This window comes from Streptomyces sp. NPDC001492 (genome assembly GCF_053597275.1).
This window is the reverse complement of sequence record NZ_JBSFHW010000071.1, coordinates 18,551-35,344: the sequence shown is the minus strand read 5'-3', so window position 1 is coordinate 35,344 and position 16,794 is coordinate 18,551. Positions and strand designations below refer to the sequence as shown.

Here is a 16,794-nt window from a genome sequence, read left to right as displayed (position 1 = left end):
GGTCGGGGTGGGTTCCGAAGTGGAAGTGGTCGGACAGGTGGGGCCTTTCCTCTCGGGTTGCCGGCGCGGGGGTGTCGCACCGGGGCGAACGCGCGGAGGCCCGAAGGGCTGAGCACGATCGCCGTCTCGACACCGGCTGAGGCGCCCCGGAGGCGAGCCCGACCATGGAAAGGGCGGGCATGACGTGGCCGAACTGCGCCTGGGTCCACTGCTGAGGTATGCCGACGGCTCGTCCGCGACCGTCTGGGTCGAGGCGAGCCGTCCGTGCACCGCCGAGGTGCGCTGCGGGGACGGCGCCCGCGGCGAGGCCCGCACCTTCCAGGTCGCGGGCCATCACTACGCCCTCGTACCGGTCACCGGCCTCACTCCGGGCACGACGACGCCGTACGACGTCCTCCTCGACGGCACCCGCGTGTGGCCGCTGCCCGACTCGGCGGGCTCCGCGCGGAGGTTTCCGCCCTCCGTCATCCGCACCCCGCACGACGGCGACGGCGTCCGCGTCGCCTTCGGCTCCTGCCGCTGGGCCGCCCCGCCCGCCGACGCGCACGACCCTGTCGGCCCGGACGCGCTGGACTCCCTCGCCGCGCGCATCGCGTCCGACCCGGACGGCGAACGGCCGGACGTGCTGCTGCTGTTGGGCGACCAGGTGTACGCCGACGAGACCTCCGAGGCGACCCGCCGCTGGCTGGCCGCCCGGCGCGACCTGAGCGACCCGCCGGGCAGCGAGGTCGCGGACTACGAGGAGTACACCCGCCTCTACTACGAGTCCTGGCTCGACCCCGAGGTGCGCTGGCTGCTGTCCACCGTGCCCAGCTGCATGATCTTCGACGACCACGACGTCATCGACGACTGGAACACCTCCGCCGCCTGGCTGGAGGACATGCGGGCCACCCCCTGGTGGCGGGAGCGGCTGCTGAGCGGTCTGATGTCGTACTGGGTGCACCAGCATCTGGGGAACCTCTCACCGGCCGAGCTGGCGGCCGATCCGCTGTACGCGGCCGTACGCGAACTGCCCGACGGCACGGACGAGTTGCGCGCCTTCGCCTGCAAGGCCGAGGCCGACCCGTCCGCCGTGCGCTGGAGCTACCGGCGCGACTTCGGCCGCGTACGCCTGCTGATGGTGGACACCCGGGCGGCCCGCGTTCTGGACGAGGACGACCGGGCGATGCTCGACCCCGGGGAGGCGGGGTGGCTGCGCGAGCAGGCCCTGACGGGACGGGGGTCGTACGACCACCTCCTCATCGGCACCTCCCTGCCCTGGCTGCTGCCCCACCTGGTGCACGACGCCGAGGCGTGGAACGCGGCACTGTGCCGGGGTGAGCGCGGGGCGCGCTGGGCGCGGTTCGGGGAGGATCTGCGGCGGCGGGCCGACCTGGAGCACTGGGCGGCCTTTCCGGCCTCCTTCACCGCGCTGACGGAGCTGATCGCCCAGGCCGGGTCAGGGGCGGAGGCGCCGGCCACGGTGCTCGTCCTGTCGGGGGACGTGCACCACGCGTATGTGGCCGAGCCGGTCTGGCCCTCCAGCGCCCCGGACGCCCGGGTGCTGCAGTTGACCTGCTCCCCCGTGCACAACTCCGTCCCCCTGTCGATCCGGATCGGCTTCCGCTTCGGCTGGAGTGCGGCGGCCCGCGCCCTGGGCCGGCGCTTCGCCCGGCACGGGCGGTGCGAGCGGCCGGCGATCGACTGGCGCAAGAAGGGTGGCCCCTGGTTCGGCAACCAGCTGATGACGCTGACGCTGAAGGGCCGCTCGGCGCGGCTGCGGCTGGAGCAGGCACAGCCGAACAGGGCGCTGAAGACCGTGGAGGAGTCCGCTCTCACCTCCCTGTGACAGGGGCGCGGGTGGCGCAACGGCCGTGTGACTCAACGGCCGTATCACCTGATGGATCGTCAAGATCCGCTCCACGCAAGGTAGTTCGCCTTCAGCGCGCCTACGGAACCACGCGCACTGGTTGACGGCGACGGAGGCCCGACCAGAGGTGGATTCGGTCACACTTTCGGACGCGCACGCGGTCGTCGGGGCGTCGGCCACGTGCGGCTACGGGCGAAACGGAACCGGAAACGGAACCGGAGCGATGGCTGAATGTTGAACTTGCAAGCATCGATGGGGCAGACCTACGGTGAATTGCTCGCTCGGCTCGTCCCCCGACCGGTCCGCCCCGGACCGGCCCGACCGAAGGAGTACCCCCCACATGACCGCTCGTCTCAACAACGCGCAGCCGTACGCCCTCGGACTGTTCCGCATCGTCGTCGGTCTGCTCTTCGCCTGCCACGGCGCCGCCGCGCTCTTCGGCGTCCTCGGCGGAGCGGCAGGCACCGACGGCGGCACCGTCGAGACCGGTGCCTGGCCGTTCTGGTACGCGGCCGTCATCCAGCTGGTCGGCGGCATCCTCGTACTGCTCGGGCTCACTACGCGCGTAGCCGCGTTCATAGCCTCGGGCTCGATGGCGTACGCCTACTTCAAGGTGCACCAGCCGAACGCCCTGTGGCCGATGGAGAACGGCGGCGAGGCCGCGGCGATGTTCAGCTGGGCCCTTCTGCTGCTGGTCTTCACCGGCTCCGGCGCCTTCGGCCTGGACCGGCTGTTCGCAAAGCGCGCCACGGCGCAGGACAGGGCCGCGGCGGGACAGGCACCGGTCGCTGCCTGATCCTGTGCGCTGATCCTGTGCGCTGACCCCAGGGCCTTCCCCCGTCGGCGGGGGGAGGCCCTGTGCGTTCAAGGGCCTGCGGCGGCCGGTGAACGTCCTGTGCCGATCCCACGCGCCCCCCATGAATCTCCCGTCACAGCCCGGGCGTACGCTGTATGGCTGTCATGGCCGCCCTTGCCGCTCCCTCGCGACGTTCGCGGCACGGTCCGGTCCACGGGGGAGTCACGGGGAGTTCGCGGTGCTGGAGAGTGTGGAGCTGCTGACCGGCAGCCCATGGATCTACGCCATGGTGGCGTTGTCGGTCCTGCTCGACGTGTTCGTGCCGGTCCTGCCGAGCGGGGTGCTGGTGATCACGGCCGCCACGGCGGCGGCCGCGGGCACGGCGAGCGGCCAGGTACCGCACGCGGTCCCCGACATCCTGGGCCTGACGCTCTGCGCCGCCGTCGCCTCCGTCCTCGGCGACCTGGTGGCGTACCGACTGGCCTGGCGCGGCGGCGAACGTCTGGACCGCGCCATCGCCCGCTCCCGCCGGCTGACCACCGCGCAGGAACGTCTCGGCGCCGCCCTGGCCCGCGGCGGAGGCGCTCTGGTCATCCTCGCCCGGTTCGCCCCGGCCGGCCGCTCGGTCGTCTCCCTCGGCGCGGGCGCCGCCCACCGCCGCGCGCGCGAGTTCCTCCCCTGGTCCGCCCTCGCGGGCCTGACCTGGGCGACCTACAGCGTGGCCCTCGGTTACTACGGCGGCCAGTGGCTGGGCACCACCTGGGTGGCCACGGCGGTCTCCGTACTGGCGCTGTTCGGGGCGGGGGCGGGGGCGGCGTATGTGATGCGGCGCCCGGCGAAGGCGTCGTAGGCCCTGGGACTGAGGCCGGGCGGACGACATGCACGCCGGGTCGGGCAGCGCCCCCTTTCTTTGGGGGCGCGGGGCTGTGTCGATTTGCGGCTCCGCCGCGCGGGCGCGACCAGCCACGACGAAGCCGCAGACGACTGACCACCGATCGCACCCGCGGCGGAGCCGCAGCCGCCAAAGCTAGGCAGACGCCTTCTGTCCCCGCACCTCAAGCCCGTCCAACAGCTCGGCCGTAGCAGCGGCGATCGCGTCGACGGCCTGGTCGAAAACCTCCCGGTTATGGGCGGCCGGCGCCCGGAAGCCGGACACCTTCCGCACGAACTGCAGGGCCGCAGCCCTGATCTCCTCCTCCGTCGCCTCTTCGGGCAACGCGGGCGGGCGAAGTGTCTTGATGCTCCGGCACATGAGACCAGTCTCGCCCCACCGCGGGGCTACTGCGATGATCCTTCGCAAGGCGGCCACCACCACGGGGCCGACCGACGGAAGGACAAAGAAACATGGCGAACGACGCACTCACCGTGGCCGTCCTCGGCCCCGGCGGCATCGGCGGCCTGCTCGCCGGGCTGCTGTCCCGCGCCGGCCACCGCGTGATCTGCCTGGCCGGCGAGGCCACCGTCGCAACCCTGCGCACGGACGGGATCCGCATCCGCAGTGGCCTCTTCGGCGACTTCACGGCCGGCGTGGACGCGGACACCGTACTGCGCGAACCGGTCGATGCCTGCCTGGTCGCGGTCAAGCACACCTCCCTCGACGCCGCCCTCGACCGCGTCCCGCCCACGGCCCTCGGCGACGCCCTCCTCGTACCGTTCCTGAACGGCGTCGAACACCCGGCGACCCTGCGCGCCCGCTACCGCCCCGACCTGATCGCCCCCGCGGTCATCCGCGTCGAGTCGACCCGGGTCGCGGCGGGAGTGATCGAGCACGGCAGCCCCTTCGCCGAGATCGACCTCACCGGCGAGGAAGTGGACCGCGACCGGCTGGACTCCCTGGCCGAGACCCTCGGCACCGCCGGTCCGGCAACCCGCGTGCTCGACGACGAGGCGGCCGCCCTGTGGGCGAAGATGTCGTTCCTGGCGCCGTTGGCCCTCCTCACCACCCGCTACGGCCTCCCGCTCGGCGAGGTCCGCACCCGGCACCGCGACGAGCTGACGGCCCTGGTGGAGGAGACGGCCGCGGTCAGCCGCGCCTGCGGAGCCCCGGCGGATCCGGCCCAGGCGCTGGCCCGCTACGACGCCTTCCCGCCCCGGACCAAATCCTCCATGCAGCGCGACGCCGAGGCGGACCGCCCGCTCGAACTGGACGCGATCGGCGGGGCGTTGCTGCGCGCCGCCGAGCGGCACGGGCTGCACGTGCCGGTGACGGCGCGGGTGGTGCGGGAGCTGGCGGACACCGGCCACTGACGCCGCAGCGGCAAGGCCCGAGCGGGTCCCGTCACGCGTGCTGCCGTATGGACCGCAGGTCCACCCGCCAGTCGTTGGACGTGATCCGGTGCCCCTTCGGGTACTCGATGCCGACGGGCCCGAGCAGGGTGAACCCGGCCCGTCGGCAGACGGCGTTCGACGGGCCGTTGTCCTCCTTCGGGAAGGCGTGCAGATACCGGTGCTCACCGGCATCCCGCGCGGCCTCCGCAACGGCCCGCGCCGCCCGCACGGCCAGCCCCCGCCCCTGGAACTCGGGCAGCACCCCCCAGCCCGCCTCCCACACCGTGCCGCCCCGCCACTCCCGGGCCCAGAACCCGACCGAGCCCACGCTCTCCCCACTGCCCGCCAGCACGACCCGGTACATCTGCCCGGGCCCCAGCTCCAGATACCGCCGATGCCGGTCGGCGAGCTTCTCCTCGCTCTCGGGCCCGCCCAAGTACGCCGTCATCTCAGGGCTGTTGGCCCGCCGCAGCAGCCAGAAGTCACCCTCGCCCCAGGGCTCCAGCCGCACCTTCTCCACGCCCACGAAGTCCATGCCGCCCACCCTAGAAGCCGCCTCTGACAACGCCCCGGGTGCGCCCACGCGGCGGCCGGCCACCCTTCCGCAGGAACCCCGGGAAGGCACTCGCATCCCAAATTCGAACAGGCGTAGCATTGGACCGTGGCTACGACCTACGACTTTCCGAGTGACCTCCTCGCCGGTCAGGAGGAGCTGCATCAGGTCCGTTCGGAGCTGTCGGCCCTGCTCAAGCGGCTGCCCTGGTCGGTCGAGCCCCTCGACGGCTTCAGCGACACGGGCGGCTGGCGCAAGGTGGAACGCCCCGCCTCCCCCGGCTGGACGGCCGACGAACAGGCCGAGGTGGAGAAGCTCCGCCGACGCGAACACGAACTCGCGGTGTTCGTCAGCACCCACCGCTTCTGGGCGGAAGTCGCCACCGAAAACCGAGTGGACGCCCGCACCAGGCTGAAGCACGCCCACAAGGCATGAACGACACGACACAAGAAGACCCCGGCCGTGATCGGCCGGGGTCTTCTTCCCGTGTGGGCGCGGACGGTTTCGAACCGCCGACATCCTGCTTGTAAGGCAGGCGCTCTACCCCTGAGCTACGCACCCGAGACGAGTCGACAGCCTACCTTGCCCGAGGCAGTGCCCTGCAAACCCGTATCGGGAGCCGACTCGTACGGGGGTTAGCCCCACCTCGGACCGGGGAGTGACCCGGATCCCCCCGTGGCCCCCCACTCCGTACCGTCGAAGCACTCAGCATCCGTCCAGGGGGAGATCGTCATGGCTCGCGTCCGTGCCCGTTCCGTTGTCGTCCGTGGGGGTCTTGCTGCCGGGGGCGTGGTCGTTCTTGTCGGGGCGGTTGCCGGCTGTGGGGCGTCTGCGGGGGATGACAAGGATCCCGATCATCGGGCGTTCGCGCTGACGGGGCACACGCTCACGGTGGACTCGGACGACTCGGCGCTGGAGATCGTCGCCGCGGACCGGAATCCGGCGGGGAAGGTCGAGGTCACCCGGTGGTTCCAGGGGTCCGTCGCTCTCGGGAAGGGCCCGAAGGTGAGCTGGACGATGGAGGGCGACAGGCTGACGCTGCGGATGAAGTGCTCCGGTGTGGTGGCCGACTGTTCGGCCAGGCATCGGATCGAGGTGCCGCGCGGGGTCACCGTGAAGGTGGAGGACGGGGACGGGAGCGTGCGGGCGCGGGGGTTCCGGGATGCGTTGAGTATTCGTACGGGAGACGGGTCCGTGCGTGTGACGGATTCCAGCGGGCCGCTGGAGGTGCGCACCGGGGACGGGTCCGTGCATGCCGCCGTGTCCTCGCGGCGGGTGCGGGCCGAGACGGGGGACGGTTCCGTGGATCTCGAACTCGGCGCCGTGCCGGACCTGGTGGACTCCCGCAGTCATGACGGTTCCGTCACCGTCGCGCTGCCGAAGGCCACGTACCGGGTGACGACCGGGACGGGCGACGGCTCGGTGGAGGTCTCCGTGCCGCGGTCCGACTCCAGTTCGCACGTGGTGTCCGCGCACACCGATGACGGCAAAGTCACCCTGAAGACCGCGAACTAACCGGCCCGTGTGTTCGTCCTTAACCGGTGGGAGAATGAAACGAGGCACCGGCCAGGACGGATGACAGCACGGGAGAGGGATGTGACGGCGACACCTTCGCAGCCGTACTCGCCGTTGGTGCCGCGTGCACACCGTCAGGCGATGAGGGACGTCTTCACCCTTGTCGCCCTGCCCCTTGTCGCCGCGCTGGCGCTGCCCGCCGCGTTCGCCGGCGGGGGTACCCGGCGCTGGTTCGGCGGGCGGGCCGAGAGTCAGCGGGCCGAGGCGCAGGCGGCGAAGGACGCCGCGGCGGCCGCGTTCTACGAGCTGGACACCGCCCAGCGGGATCTGCGGATCTCGATCGAGACGATCACGGCGGTGGACGACACCCCTGCCGCGCGGCGGGCCGTGTCGGACTTCGAGGCGCTGGGGCGGCGGATCGACGAGGCCAGTCATCGTTATATCGAGGCCGTGGACGCGCATGATCTCGACCGGGACGATCTGGAGGCGTCGGTCGCGGCCCATGCGCGTACCGAGCTGACGAAGGCCAAGGACGAGCTGGCGAACGTCAAGCGGGAGCTGGATCGTTTCGGTGACAGTCTCGGGCCGCTGCTGGGCAAGGCGGAGACACAGCTGGCCCGGCTGGCTCCGGCGGTGGAGCGGGCGCGGCAGGGGCTGCTCGCCGCTTCGAACGCGTTGGATGCCGTGCGGGAGACGAAGCTCAGGGCGGATGATCTGGCGGCCCGTCTTGCCGCTCTCGGCCCTGAGCTGACGAAGCTGAACCAGGGTGCCGGGCGGCACGGGGTGCCGCAGACGCTGGAGCGGGCCGAGCGGGTGGCGCGGGAGGCCGAGGCGATCCGGGTGGAGGCCGAGCGGCTGCCGCAGAAGGCGGCCGAGATCGACCACCGGCTCGTCTCGCTGCGCACGCGCGCGCAGGCGCTGACCACGCGTGCCGGGCAGGTCGATCCGGTGTTGAGCGAGTTGCGGCGGCGGTTCGTGGCGGAGTGCTGGCAGGACCTGCAGCATGTGCCGGAGCAGGCCGTGGAGAACGTGCGTCAGGCGGAGCTGAAGCTGAAGGAGGCGCAGGCCGCGCGGGACGCGCAGCGCTGGCCGGACGCGGCCTCGCTGCTGTCGACGGTGCGGGCGCTGCTGAACACGACGGATGAGTCCGTGTCGGCGGCGCGGGACCGTCTGCAGCGGCTGAACGCCGTGCAGAAGGATCCGCAGCAGGAGATCGACCGGACGCGGTTCGCGATCCGGGACGCCCAGCGGCTGGCGATGACGGGCCGGACGACGCCGGATCCCCGGCATGCGCGTCCACTGGACGAGGCCGTGGCCCGGCTGGAGCGGGCGATCGCCGGCTTGGAGGGCCGGCACCCGGACTACTGGCACTTCCTCGTGGAGACGGAGGCGGTGCGCGAGGCGGTGGCCCGGGTGGTCTCGCAGATCCGGGAGGAGCGCGGCGGCGGCCACTGAGCCGCCGCCTGCTCACCTGCGTGCTAACTGCGGTAGGCGTAGTAGGCCGAGTTCGGGTACGAGGCGATCAGGCTGGCCAGCGACCGGCGGTAGGTGTCGGCGTCGTGGTAGGTCAGGTACGGGACGCCACTGCTGCTGCGGTACGTGGTCATCATCGAGTGGTCCTTCGAGCCGTCCTTGTCGAAGTCCATCTGCAGCACGTCACCGACGTCCATCTGGTAGGCGTTGGCCAGCGCCTTCGTGCGCTTCGCGGTCTGGGTGAACCAGGACCACTCGTTGACGCCGATCCAGGTGTCGGAGTCGCTGGAGGTGCCGGAGTACCAGGTGCCGTAGTCCTCGGCGGAGCTGGTGACCTTCTTCCAGCCGCCGGCGTAGAGGGACTGGCTGAGGTAGTTGGTGCAGTCGCCGCCGGCGTGGTTGTAGCGGCGGTAGGCGGTGTTGTAGTTCTTCCAGTACTTCTCGGCGTACGTCGCCATGGCCGCGTAGTTGTACGGCGTACCCGTGCCGAGGTTCTTGGGGTTCGCGGGGGCGGGGTAGGTGGTGGCCGAGCGGGGCGCGTCGATGACGGCGCCGGGGCGGACGGGGGTCGCCCTGGTCGCCGGGGCGGGCTCGTTGACGGGGCGGGGGCCCTGGTCGGTGAGGCGTTCGCGGGTGAGCTGCCAGGTGCCGTCCGGGCGGGCGGTGAAGGTGAGTTGGTGGTGGGCGGTGAAGCCCGTGGTGGCGGGTTCGTCGCCGCGTATCTTCGCGTACGTCAGTGTGGTGCTCTCGGTGACGCGGACCGTGGCCGTGCGGCCGTGCAGCCGGGTGCTGTCGACGGTGACCCTGGTGTCGGCGGCGGTGTAGGCCTCGCCGAGCGCGGCGAGCCGGGAGCGGGTGCCGTGCAGGGAGGTCACGGTGCCGGCCTCGGAGGCGGCCAGCGCTGGCGTCAGGTGCACGCCGGCGGTCGCCTTCAGGGCCGTACGGCCGGCGGGGGCTCCTTGGAGCAGGGCGGCGGTGCGGTCGGTGAGGACGGCGTCGGCGATGCGGCCGAAGGCGTCGGTGGTGGCCGCGGTGAGGGCGGGGGCCGGGGCTTCGCCGGCCGCGTGGGCGGCGGACAGCGGAAGCAGGGCGGCAGAGAGGGAGAGGGCGGCGACGGCCGTGCAACGGGTTCTGTTCGCGGCGGACTTGCTGGGTCTCAAGGGGGTTTCTCCTTGCGGTGGGGGGTGGTTCATTTCACGACCGTCGACCAGGCGGGTGACTGTGCGGGGTCCAGGCCGCGCAGTTGTGCCAGGGTCTGCGGTTTCTGCACGTCCAGCCAGTCGGCCAGTTCCTTGAAGGACACGCACTTGACGCCCTTCTTCGTGCAGACGTTCTTGACGATCCGGTCGACGGCCTTCATGTAGATGCCGCCGTTCCAGTCCTCGAAGTGGTTGCCGATGAACAGCGGGGCGCGGCTGCCGTAGTAGACGCGGTTGAAGCCGTTCATGTAGGAGGTGACGGTCTGCTGTTCCCACTGGGGGTAGTCGGTGGGGTTGCCGTGGGTCTCGCCGTCGGACTGGTTGTAGAGGAAGTTGAAGTCCATCGACAGGCCCTGGTAGCCGGTGCCCGAGTACGGGAGCAGTTGCAGCGGGAAGTCCCAGACGCCGTTCTTCTTGGTGGGCCAGATCTGGAAGTCGCCGGTGGAGGAGGCGTCGTAGCGCCAGCCGTAGCTCTTGATGGCCTTGAGCAGGTTCTTCTGGCCCTCCAGGCAGGGGGCGCGGCCGCCGGTGATCTCCTTCTTGAAGTCGAAGGGCAGGGCGGGCACGTCGGTGAAGCCGGTGTTGGTCTTCCACTTCTCGACGAAGGCGTAGAACTGGTCGATCTCGCTCTTCCACTCGTCGACGCTCCAGTCGCCGCCGCCCTTCTTGCCGCAGAAGTGGCCGTTGAAGTGGGTGCCGATCTCGTTGCCGTCCTGGTAGGCGAGGCGGAGCTGTTCCAGGGTGGTGCGGATGTGGTCGTCGGTGGCGTAGTCGATGGCGGCGGCGCCTGCCGGGTGCTGGGGCGGGTGGTAGAGCTTGGCCTTGTTCTTCGGCAGCAGGTAGATGCCGGTGAGGAAGAACGTCATGTGGGCGTCGTACGTCTTCGCCAGTTCCCGGTAGTGGGAGAAGAGATGGTTGCTGCCCTCCAGTGCGCCGTCCCAGGAGAAGACGACGAACTGAGGAGGTTTCTGGCCGGGCTTGAGCGGCTCGGCCTTCAACTCGCCCGGTTGTGGGCCGGTGTCGGAGGTGGATCCGTCGCCGAGGACCCTGGTTTTCCCGTCCCAGGTGGGTGACGGGGTGGCTCTGGGGGCGGCGGCCTTGGGGCTCTTGCCGGTTTCGGCGGCGGGCTGGGTGTGGTCCTGGCGGGTCAGGATCAGGGAGGCGGCCACCAGCGAGGCCACCATCAGGAAGGGTGCCAGGGTCGTGAACCCCAACGGGGTGGTACGGCGGTCGGTGCCTCCGCGGCGTCGGCCGGTGGGCGGTTTCCTGCCGGGCATGCGGCGTTCCTGGGGCATGCGGTGCTCATTCTGCGAGGGGGGTGGGGGGTGTGGTGCGGGTCCCGGGGGTCAGTCGAGGCCCATGGCGCCGGACCAGACGGCGTAGGGGACGCTGTCGGCGGGCGTTCCTGCGATTCCCTTCAGCGGCAGCGGGTCCAGGGAGGCGGCCAGGTCCATGCAGTAGACGACGACCGCGGTCGACACGGACCCGGAGGTGCCCGTGTACCAGGCGGCGGTGTCGTCCGCGGTGGTGCCGGACTTGCCGGTCGCCCTGGCGGTGGAGACGGTGGGGTGGGCGGTGTTCAGGGAGTCCGTGAGCGCCTGGGAGACCTGCTCGGCCACCTCCGCGCCGATCGCGCGGCGCGCGGTGGGGGTGGTCAGCCGGACCGCCGCGCCGTTGTGGGTGATACGGCGCACCGAGTACGGCTCGGTGTGTTTCCCGGCCGCGGCGAAGGTGGCGTATCCGCCGGCCATCCGGATCGCGCTGGGGGTGGAGCTGCCCAGGGAGAACGCGGGCACCTGGGGTCCCAGGCTGGACGGCAGCAGTCCGGCCGCGATCGCCGTCGCGCGCACCTCGTCCAGACCGGTGTCCATGCCGAGTTGCATGAACGGCGTGTTCACGTTCCTGGCGAGCGCCTTGCCGAGGCTGATGGGGCCGTAGGACTTCCCGTCGTCGTTGTGGGCGAGGACCTTCTTGCCGCTGCGGTCCCAGTACGGGCCTTCGGGCGTGACGACGGCGACACCGTTGTCACCGTTGTAGACGGTCTGCGGGGTGATCCGGGTGGTGGGTCCGCCGCGCGTCTTGCGGACGCCGTGCTCCAGACCGGCCGCGTAGACGAACGGCAGAAAGGCCGAACCGGCCTGCACGGTGGCCGCGTTGGACTCGTTGAAGCCCTGCGTACGGTGGTCGGGGCCGCCGTAGACGGCGAGGATGCGGCCGTCGGTGGCGACGGAGGCGGCGCCGTAGTGCACGGTTTTCGCGGTCTCGGGCTGTTCCTTCTTCGCCCGTCTGCGGGCCTTGGCGACGGCGTCGGTGAGCGCCGTCTCCCGCTTGCGGTCGAAGGTGGTGTAGATCTGGTAGCCGCCGAGGTCGAACTGCTTGTCCGAGAGGTGCGCGGCCTTCTTGGCGTACTGCTGCGCCAGCTCCACCAGGTAGTCGCTCTGCTTGCCGGTGTCGTACACCCGGGCGGACTTGAGCGGTTCGGGGAACTTCTTGTACGTGGCCCGTTCGGCAGGCGACAGCTTGCCGGTCTTGACCATCCGGTCGAGGATCCAGGACCAACGCTCCACGGCGCGCTTGTGGTTGGCCTTGGAGAGGGTCGGATCGTAGAGCCCGGCTCCCTTCAACAGCGAGGCCAGGAAGGCGGCCTGACTGGCATTCAGGTGGGTGACGTCCGTGCCGTAGTAGGCCTGGGCCGCGCGCTGGATGCCGTACGTCCCGCGGCCGAACCAGCTGGTGTTGAGGTACCCCTCCAGGATGTCGTCCTTGCTCATCCGGTTGTCCAGCTTGAGGGAGATCATCGCCTCGGTGAACTTGCGGCTCACCGTCTGGTTCTGCGTCAGGTAGACGTTCTTGACGTACTGCTGGGTGATGGTCGAGCCGCCCTCGGTGTCCCCCTCGCCGACGGTGCGCCACAGGGCGCGGAAGAGGCCCTTGAAGGAGATGCCGGGGTCGGAGTAGAAGCTCTCGTTCTCCGCCGCGAGCACGGCCCAGCGCACGTCCTCGGGTATGTCCTTCAGCGGCATCGCCTGCCGCCGTACCCAGCCGGTCCGGGCCATGGGGGTGCCGTCGGACCAGAAGTAGACGGTGTCCTGCTGGGTGGCGTAGCTGTTCAGGTTCTGCGGGATGTCGGTGGCGGCGTAGGCGACGGCCAAGGAGAGGGCGGCCAGGCCGAGGGACGCCACGAAGCCACCGAGCAGCTGGCGCCAGGACGGCTGCCAGCGGCGCCAGCCGGTGCGGCCGGGGCGCGGGTAGGCGGGGCGGAGGCGGCGTAACCCCGCCCGGGCGAACCACTTCGTCGCCGCCCGTCGGCGGCGTGGACGGCGGTGGTCGGCCCGCCGGCCACTGCGCTGTGCTGTCCCGGTCACCACCGGAAAATATCAACGATCTTCGCAGCTTCTCCACACACGAATCCGACAGGAACGATCACATACCGATCAGTAGATAACATGATGGACGCGTGACTTGGATCACACTCACTGCCGGAGGGCACCGCTAACCTGGTCGCATGCCTCGCTATGAGTACCGCTGCCGGAGTTGCGGCGACACGTTCGAACTGAGCCGTCCGATGGCCCAGTCCTCCGACCCGGCGGTGTGCCCTGCCGGGCATGGGGACACGGTGAAGCTGCTGTCCACCGTGGCGGTGGGCGGTACGGCGAATGCACCCGCCGCGGCGCCCAGGGCCGGCGGCGGCGGGTGTTGTGGTGGAGGGTGCTGCGGCTAGCTGCTCAAGGCGTGGCCGTGCGCGTCGCCTTCAAGAACTCCCGCAAGATGCGCTCACCGGCCAGGACCCCTCGCTCGGGCAGCGCGTTGACCGTCGGCGCCGTCCACTCCGCGTCGGCCAGTTCGCCGTGGCCCGGGCGCCAGCCCCGGTCGGCGGCCAGCAGCAGGTCGGCGTCGAGGAGGGAGTCGCCCGCGGCCAGGGTGAGGGAGGCGCCCGTGCGGCGGGCGACCTCGTGCATCGCCGCGCTCTTGGTGAGCGGCTTGGGGACGGCGTAGATCTTGCGGCCCTGCAGCGACACCGTCCAGCCGCGGTTCTCCGCCCACACCGCGAGTTCCTTGACCCACTCCTCGGGCAGCAGCTCCCGTTCGACGACGAGATAGGCGAAGAGGTCCTCGGCGACCCGGTGCTTGCGCACCCACGCCGGGTCCGCCGTGGCCAGCAGCTGTTCCCGCACCTCGTCCAGCGGTGCGCACTGCTCGGCCAGCCGGGCCGTCACCTGCGCATGCCAGTCGAGGTCGGAGACGCCGTCCACCATCAGATGGCCGCCGTTGGCGCAGATCGCGTACTTGGGTGCCGGGCCCGGCAGGTTGATGCGCTGGTACTGCTTGCGGGTCCGGGTCGTCGTCGGTACGAAGACCGCCGCGTCGCCCAGGTCGGTCAGCAGCCCGGCCGCGGTCTCCGTCATGAACGACAGCGGCTTGGTCTCGTGCACCTCGACGCAGAGCAGCCGGGGCGCCCGCGCGTCCGGCATGGTCAGCGCGAGGGCCGCGGAGGAGTAGATGAGCGTACGGTCGAGGTCGCTCGCCACCAGCACCGGCATCAGACGTTCACCGCCTTGCCGTCGGCGCCCGTGGCGCCCCGCGTGTACTTGGGGTGGATCAATCCCACGCAGGTGTACGGCAGTTCGGCCACCTCTTCCACCGGAACCCCTCTCTGCTCGGCGAGCAGTCGTACGTGGTCCAGGTCGGCGCCCGCTCCGGCTCGCGCCAGGATCTTCCACGGCACCCGGCGCAGCAGCACGCGGGTGGTCTCGCCGACGCCGGGCTTGACGAGGTTCACGTCGTGGATGCCGTACTCCTCGCTGATCCGTTCGACGGCGGCCCAGCCCTCCCAGGTCGGCTCGCGGTCGCCGGACAGCAGCTCCTTGACCTGCGTGGCGACGGCGTCCGCGACCTCCGGGAAGCGGGCGGCGACGGCGTCCAGGAAGTCCACCGAGACATCGGTGCCGGCGAGTTCGCGGTAGAACTTGGCGCCGTGGAAGTCGTGCGGGCCGACCAGGTCGGCGCGCAGCACGGTCCGCGAAATCAGGCCCGAGACGGTCGAGTTGAGGCAGGCCGAGGGTATGAGGAAGTCCTCCCTCGTGCCGTACGTCCGCACGCAGGAGCCCGGGTCGGCCAGCACCGCGATCTCCGGGTCGAAGCCGGTGATGCCGTCGGACGCCTCGAACTCCTCGATGGCCTCGGCGAGTTCGCGGGTGATGGCACCCTTGCCGGTCCAGCCGTCGACGAAGACGACGTCGGAGGGGTCGTGGTGGGCGGCCAGCCAGCGCAGCGCGTTGGCGTCGATACCGCGGCCGCGCACGATCGAGACGGCGTAGTGCGGCAGGTCCAGGCCGTGCCGGAACTGTGCCCAGCGCCGCATCAGCACCCCGACAGGCGTACCGGCGCGGGCCAGCGAGACGAGCACCGGGCGGGGCGACCGCTCGGCCAGCACGATCTCCGTGACGGCGCCGACCGCCAGGGCGAGTCGCGCGGCGGACTCCTCCAGCGCCACGTGGAACAGCTCCTGGTACTGCTCGCTCGGCTGGTACTCCACCGGCAGCGACTCCGCGTAGTGCGCGCCGCCGCTCTGGATGGCCTCCTCGCGCTCCTCGGTCGGCGCCTCCAGCGTCACGTCCGAGAGGTCCTGCAACAGCCAGCCGACCTCCTCGGGCGGGTACGAGGAGAAGGCGGGGCCGCGGAGGGGCTCGGGCAGCATGGCGGGCCTTTCGGGTACGTACAGGGGCTCTGGCACATAGGAGGGGACGACCGCCAGCAGGACGTGCGGGGTGTGGGCGGCCAGCTGGGCCAACAGGCCGTCCGGCGCGTGCAGTTCGGGGGTGTCGGCGGCCGAGTCGACGACGGCGACCACCGCGTCGAAGCCGGCGCCGGCGACGTTGTAGGCGTAGCGCTCGCCGGGGCCGTCGGCCGGGTCGTCGTGGGCGGGGAAGACTATGCGGCTGCGTATCGCGTAACCGGGGTCGTCGACCGCGAGGACGGGTGAGCGGGTGGTCGTGGAGTACCGCACCTCGGCGTCGGCGACCTGCTCCAGCTCGCGGGCGAGGCGCAGGGGGGCGTACATCAGCTCCTCGAATCCGAGCACGAGGACGCGGCGCGCGTCGGCGGGGAGTGCCTCCGCGAGGCGGGCGGCCATCGCGGGCAGCGCGTTTTCGAGGCGGGCGCGGTGGCTCGGCGTGAAGCCGTGACGGCCCCCGTCGGGGAGGCCCTGGGGCCAGAACAGCTCTACGCGGCTGATGTGGCCATGGGGCCGCGTCTGCCGGGTGCGGTCGTCTGCCGGATGCGGGTTCGTTGTGGTTGATCGCGCAGTTCCCCGCGCCCCTAGGGGGGTGCTGCTGAAGTCAGCTTTGACGTCACCGCCCTCTTTCAGGGGCGCGGGGAACTGCGCGACAAGCCCCCACTCAGCCGCAGACGACTCGTATCGCGCAACCAGCTCCTGCCCCCTCTCCAGCACCCCGGCGGGCAGCCGCACCGTCCCGGAAGCGGCCGCCACGAGGTCGACCCCCGCACCGATCTCCCGCGCGAAACCCTCCAGCCGCCCCAGATCCGCCGCCGACCGCATGTCGACCAGGGCCACCACCACGTACCGCCGCCGCGGATAGCGCCCGTGCAGGTCCCGGATGGTGTTCAGGACCGTGTTGCCCGTCGAGAACTCGTCGTCGACCAGCACCAGCGGCCCGTCCCCCACCAGCAGCGCCGGATCCTCCGGCAGCAACAAGTGGGAGGTGGCATGCGAATGCGACTCCTCGAAGCCGCCCGCCGGGGCCACCGAGGCGACCGGACGCCGCGTGGAGTGCAGATACGGGGCGAGCCCCACACCGTCGGCGACCGAGTGGCCAAGGCCCGTCGCCGTCTCCGCGTACCCGAGGACGACCGCCCGGGCGGCCTCCTCCTCGCCCAGCAGCTCCCGCACCCGGCGGCCCAGCGCGAACCCGTATCCGTACACCACGGACGGCGACTGCGGCACATGCTTGCCGAGCACGTTGGAGACCAGCAGATGCGCCCGCTTGGGATTGCGCCGCAGGGCCAGCCCCAACAGGTCGGTCAGCTTGTCGTCGCCCACGAGTTCGACACCGAGCCGCTCGGCGACCCATGTGCCGGACCAGACCGGGTTGTTCACTGCGTTGATCACTGGCTCCTGGAT

At 71.2% G+C, this 16,794-nt stretch carries 15 protein-coding genes and 1 tRNA gene; 8 read left to right on the top strand and 8 right to left on the bottom strand.

Annotated features, from left to right (window positions below):
• The first annotated feature begins 184 nt into the window (after nucleotides 1-184).
• The 3 genes from ACWC1K_RS47070 (at nucleotide 185) to ACWC1K_RS47060 (ending at nucleotide 3,495) form a co-directional block, all read left to right on the top strand.
• Nucleotides 185-1,828, top strand: coding sequence for an alkaline phosphatase D family protein (locus ACWC1K_RS47070; protein WP_450839983.1), 1,644 nt, complete (start codon nucleotides 185-187; stop codon nucleotides 1,826-1,828).
• 361 nt (nucleotides 1,829-2,189) lie between these two features.
• Nucleotides 2,190-2,645 (top strand): DoxX family protein, encoded by a 456-nt coding sequence (locus tag ACWC1K_RS47065; protein WP_450839981.1) that lies wholly within the window; start codon nucleotides 2,190-2,192, stop codon nucleotides 2,643-2,645.
• A gap of 238 nt (nucleotides 2,646-2,883) precedes the next feature.
• Nucleotides 2,884-3,495: a DedA family protein gene (locus ACWC1K_RS47060; RefSeq protein WP_450839979.1), complete on the top strand. Its 612-nt coding sequence runs from the start codon at nucleotides 2,884-2,886 to the stop codon at nucleotides 3,493-3,495.
• Nucleotides 3,496-3,672: 177 nt separating this feature from the next.
• On the opposite strand, the gene ACWC1K_RS47055 is transcribed toward ACWC1K_RS47060, so the two are convergent.
• Nucleotides 3,673-3,897 (bottom strand): DUF2277 domain-containing protein, encoded by a 225-nt coding sequence (locus ACWC1K_RS47055; protein WP_450839977.1) that lies wholly within the window; start codon nucleotides 3,895-3,897, stop codon nucleotides 3,673-3,675.
• Nucleotides 3,898-3,989: 92 nt separating this feature from the next.
• Here ACWC1K_RS47055 and ACWC1K_RS47050 point away from each other — a divergent pair, with 92 nt between their 5' ends.
• A complete protein-coding gene (locus ACWC1K_RS47050; RefSeq protein ID WP_450839975.1) occupies nucleotides 3,990-4,892 on the top strand; it encodes a ketopantoate reductase family protein in 903 nt (300 codons plus the stop codon).
• 31 nt (nucleotides 4,893-4,923) lie between these two features.
• Here ACWC1K_RS47050 and ACWC1K_RS47045 read toward each other — a convergent pair whose 3' ends face one another.
• Nucleotides 4,924-5,448 carry a GNAT family N-acetyltransferase gene (locus ACWC1K_RS47045; RefSeq protein ID WP_450839973.1) on the bottom strand — a complete coding sequence of 175 codons (525 nt, stop codon included), beginning with the start codon at nucleotides 5,446-5,448 and terminating at the stop codon, nucleotides 4,924-4,926.
• A 126-nt stretch (nucleotides 5,449-5,574) separates the two neighbouring features.
• On the opposite strand from ACWC1K_RS47045, the gene ACWC1K_RS47040 reads away from it, so the two are divergent.
• Nucleotides 5,575-5,901 carry a hypothetical protein gene (locus ACWC1K_RS47040; RefSeq protein WP_450839971.1) on the top strand — a complete coding sequence of 109 codons (327 nt, stop codon included), beginning with the start codon at nucleotides 5,575-5,577 and terminating at the stop codon, nucleotides 5,899-5,901.
• A 54-nt stretch (nucleotides 5,902-5,955) separates the two neighbouring features.
• On the opposite strand, the gene ACWC1K_RS47035 is transcribed toward ACWC1K_RS47040, so the two are convergent.
• A tRNA-Val gene (locus tag ACWC1K_RS47035) sits at nucleotides 5,956-6,027 on the bottom strand.
• A gap of 171 nt (nucleotides 6,028-6,198) precedes the next feature.
• Between ACWC1K_RS47035 and ACWC1K_RS47030 the strand changes: the two genes are divergently transcribed.
• Together ACWC1K_RS47030 and ACWC1K_RS47025 are read left to right on the top strand one after the other, a co-directional pair.
• On the top strand, nucleotides 6,199-6,981 hold the full coding sequence (locus ACWC1K_RS47030) for a DUF4097 family beta strand repeat-containing protein (protein WP_450839969.1): 783 nt from the start codon (nucleotides 6,199-6,201) through the stop codon (nucleotides 6,979-6,981).
• Between the two features lie 81 nt (nucleotides 6,982-7,062).
• The gene (locus tag ACWC1K_RS47025; protein WP_450839968.1) at nucleotides 7,063-8,436 is read left to right on the top strand and encodes a hypothetical protein; all 1,374 of its coding nucleotides are present in this window, start codon (nucleotides 7,063-7,065) and stop codon (nucleotides 8,434-8,436) included.
• Nucleotides 8,437-8,459: 23 nt separating this feature from the next.
• Here ACWC1K_RS47025 and ACWC1K_RS47020 read toward each other — a convergent pair whose 3' ends face one another.
• From ACWC1K_RS47020 to ACWC1K_RS47010, 3 genes are read right to left on the bottom strand one after another with little or no spacing between them, the layout of a single operon-like run.
• Nucleotides 8,460-9,614, bottom strand: coding sequence for an amidase domain-containing protein (locus ACWC1K_RS47020; RefSeq protein ID WP_450839967.1), 1,155 nt, complete (start codon nucleotides 9,612-9,614; stop codon nucleotides 8,460-8,462).
• Nucleotides 9,615-9,643: 29 nt separating this feature from the next.
• The gene (locus ACWC1K_RS47015) at nucleotides 9,644-10,948 is read right to left on the bottom strand and encodes a hypothetical protein (RefSeq protein WP_450839965.1); all 1,305 of its coding nucleotides are present in this window, start codon (nucleotides 10,946-10,948) and stop codon (nucleotides 9,644-9,646) included.
• Between the two features lie 51 nt (nucleotides 10,949-10,999).
• Complete coding sequence (locus ACWC1K_RS47010; protein ID WP_450839963.1) at nucleotides 11,000-13,018, bottom strand: transglycosylase domain-containing protein; 2,019 nt, start codon at nucleotides 13,016-13,018, stop codon at nucleotides 11,000-11,002.
• Between the two features lie 140 nt (nucleotides 13,019-13,158).
• Here ACWC1K_RS47010 and ACWC1K_RS47005 point away from each other — a divergent pair, with 140 nt between their 5' ends.
• The gene (locus ACWC1K_RS47005; protein WP_450839961.1) at nucleotides 13,159-13,374 is read left to right on the top strand and encodes an FmdB family zinc ribbon protein; all 216 of its coding nucleotides are present in this window, start codon (nucleotides 13,159-13,161) and stop codon (nucleotides 13,372-13,374) included.
• Nucleotides 13,375-13,378: 4 nt separating this feature from the next.
• On the opposite strand, the gene ACWC1K_RS47000 is transcribed toward ACWC1K_RS47005, so the two are convergent.
• The gene (locus ACWC1K_RS47000) at nucleotides 13,379-14,194 is read right to left on the bottom strand and encodes an HAD family hydrolase (protein ID WP_450839959.1); all 816 of its coding nucleotides are present in this window, start codon (nucleotides 14,192-14,194) and stop codon (nucleotides 13,379-13,381) included.
• Nucleotides 14,194-16,782, bottom strand: coding sequence for a phosphoribosyltransferase (locus ACWC1K_RS46995; protein ID WP_450839958.1), 2,589 nt, complete (start codon nucleotides 16,780-16,782; stop codon nucleotides 14,194-14,196). Before ACWC1K_RS46995 ends, ACWC1K_RS47000 begins: the two co-directional genes overlap by 1 nt.
• Nucleotides 16,783-16,794 lie beyond the last annotated feature (12 nt).

What these genes read in the sequence shown, in the direction of transcription:
- ACWC1K_RS47050 (WP_450839975.1), top strand. Translation starts at nt 3,990, where the DNA reads ATGGCGAACGACGCACTCACCGTGGCCGTCCTCGGCCCCGGCGGCATC.
- ACWC1K_RS47045 (WP_450839973.1), bottom strand. Translation starts at nt 5,448, where the DNA reads ATGGACTTCGTGGGCGTGGAGAAGGTGCGGCTGGAGCCCTGGGGCGAG.
- ACWC1K_RS47015 (WP_450839965.1), bottom strand. Translation starts at nt 10,948, where the DNA reads ATGCCCCAGGAACGCCGCATGCCCGGCAGGAAACCGCCCACCGGCCGA.
- ACWC1K_RS47030 (WP_450839969.1), top strand. Translation starts at nt 6,199, where the DNA reads ATGGCTCGCGTCCGTGCCCGTTCCGTTGTCGTCCGTGGGGGTCTTGCT.
- ACWC1K_RS47000 (WP_450839959.1), bottom strand. Translation starts at nt 14,194, where the DNA reads ATGCCGGTGCTGGTGGCGAGCGACCTCGACCGTACGCTCATCTACTCC.
- ACWC1K_RS47065 (WP_450839981.1), top strand. Translation starts at nt 2,190, where the DNA reads ATGACCGCTCGTCTCAACAACGCGCAGCCGTACGCCCTCGGACTGTTC.
- ACWC1K_RS47005 (WP_450839961.1), top strand. Translation starts at nt 13,159, where the DNA reads ATGCCTCGCTATGAGTACCGCTGCCGGAGTTGCGGCGACACGTTCGAA.
- ACWC1K_RS47055 (WP_450839977.1), bottom strand. Translation starts at nt 3,897, where the DNA reads ATGTGCCGGAGCATCAAGACACTTCGCCCGCCCGCGTTGCCCGAAGAG.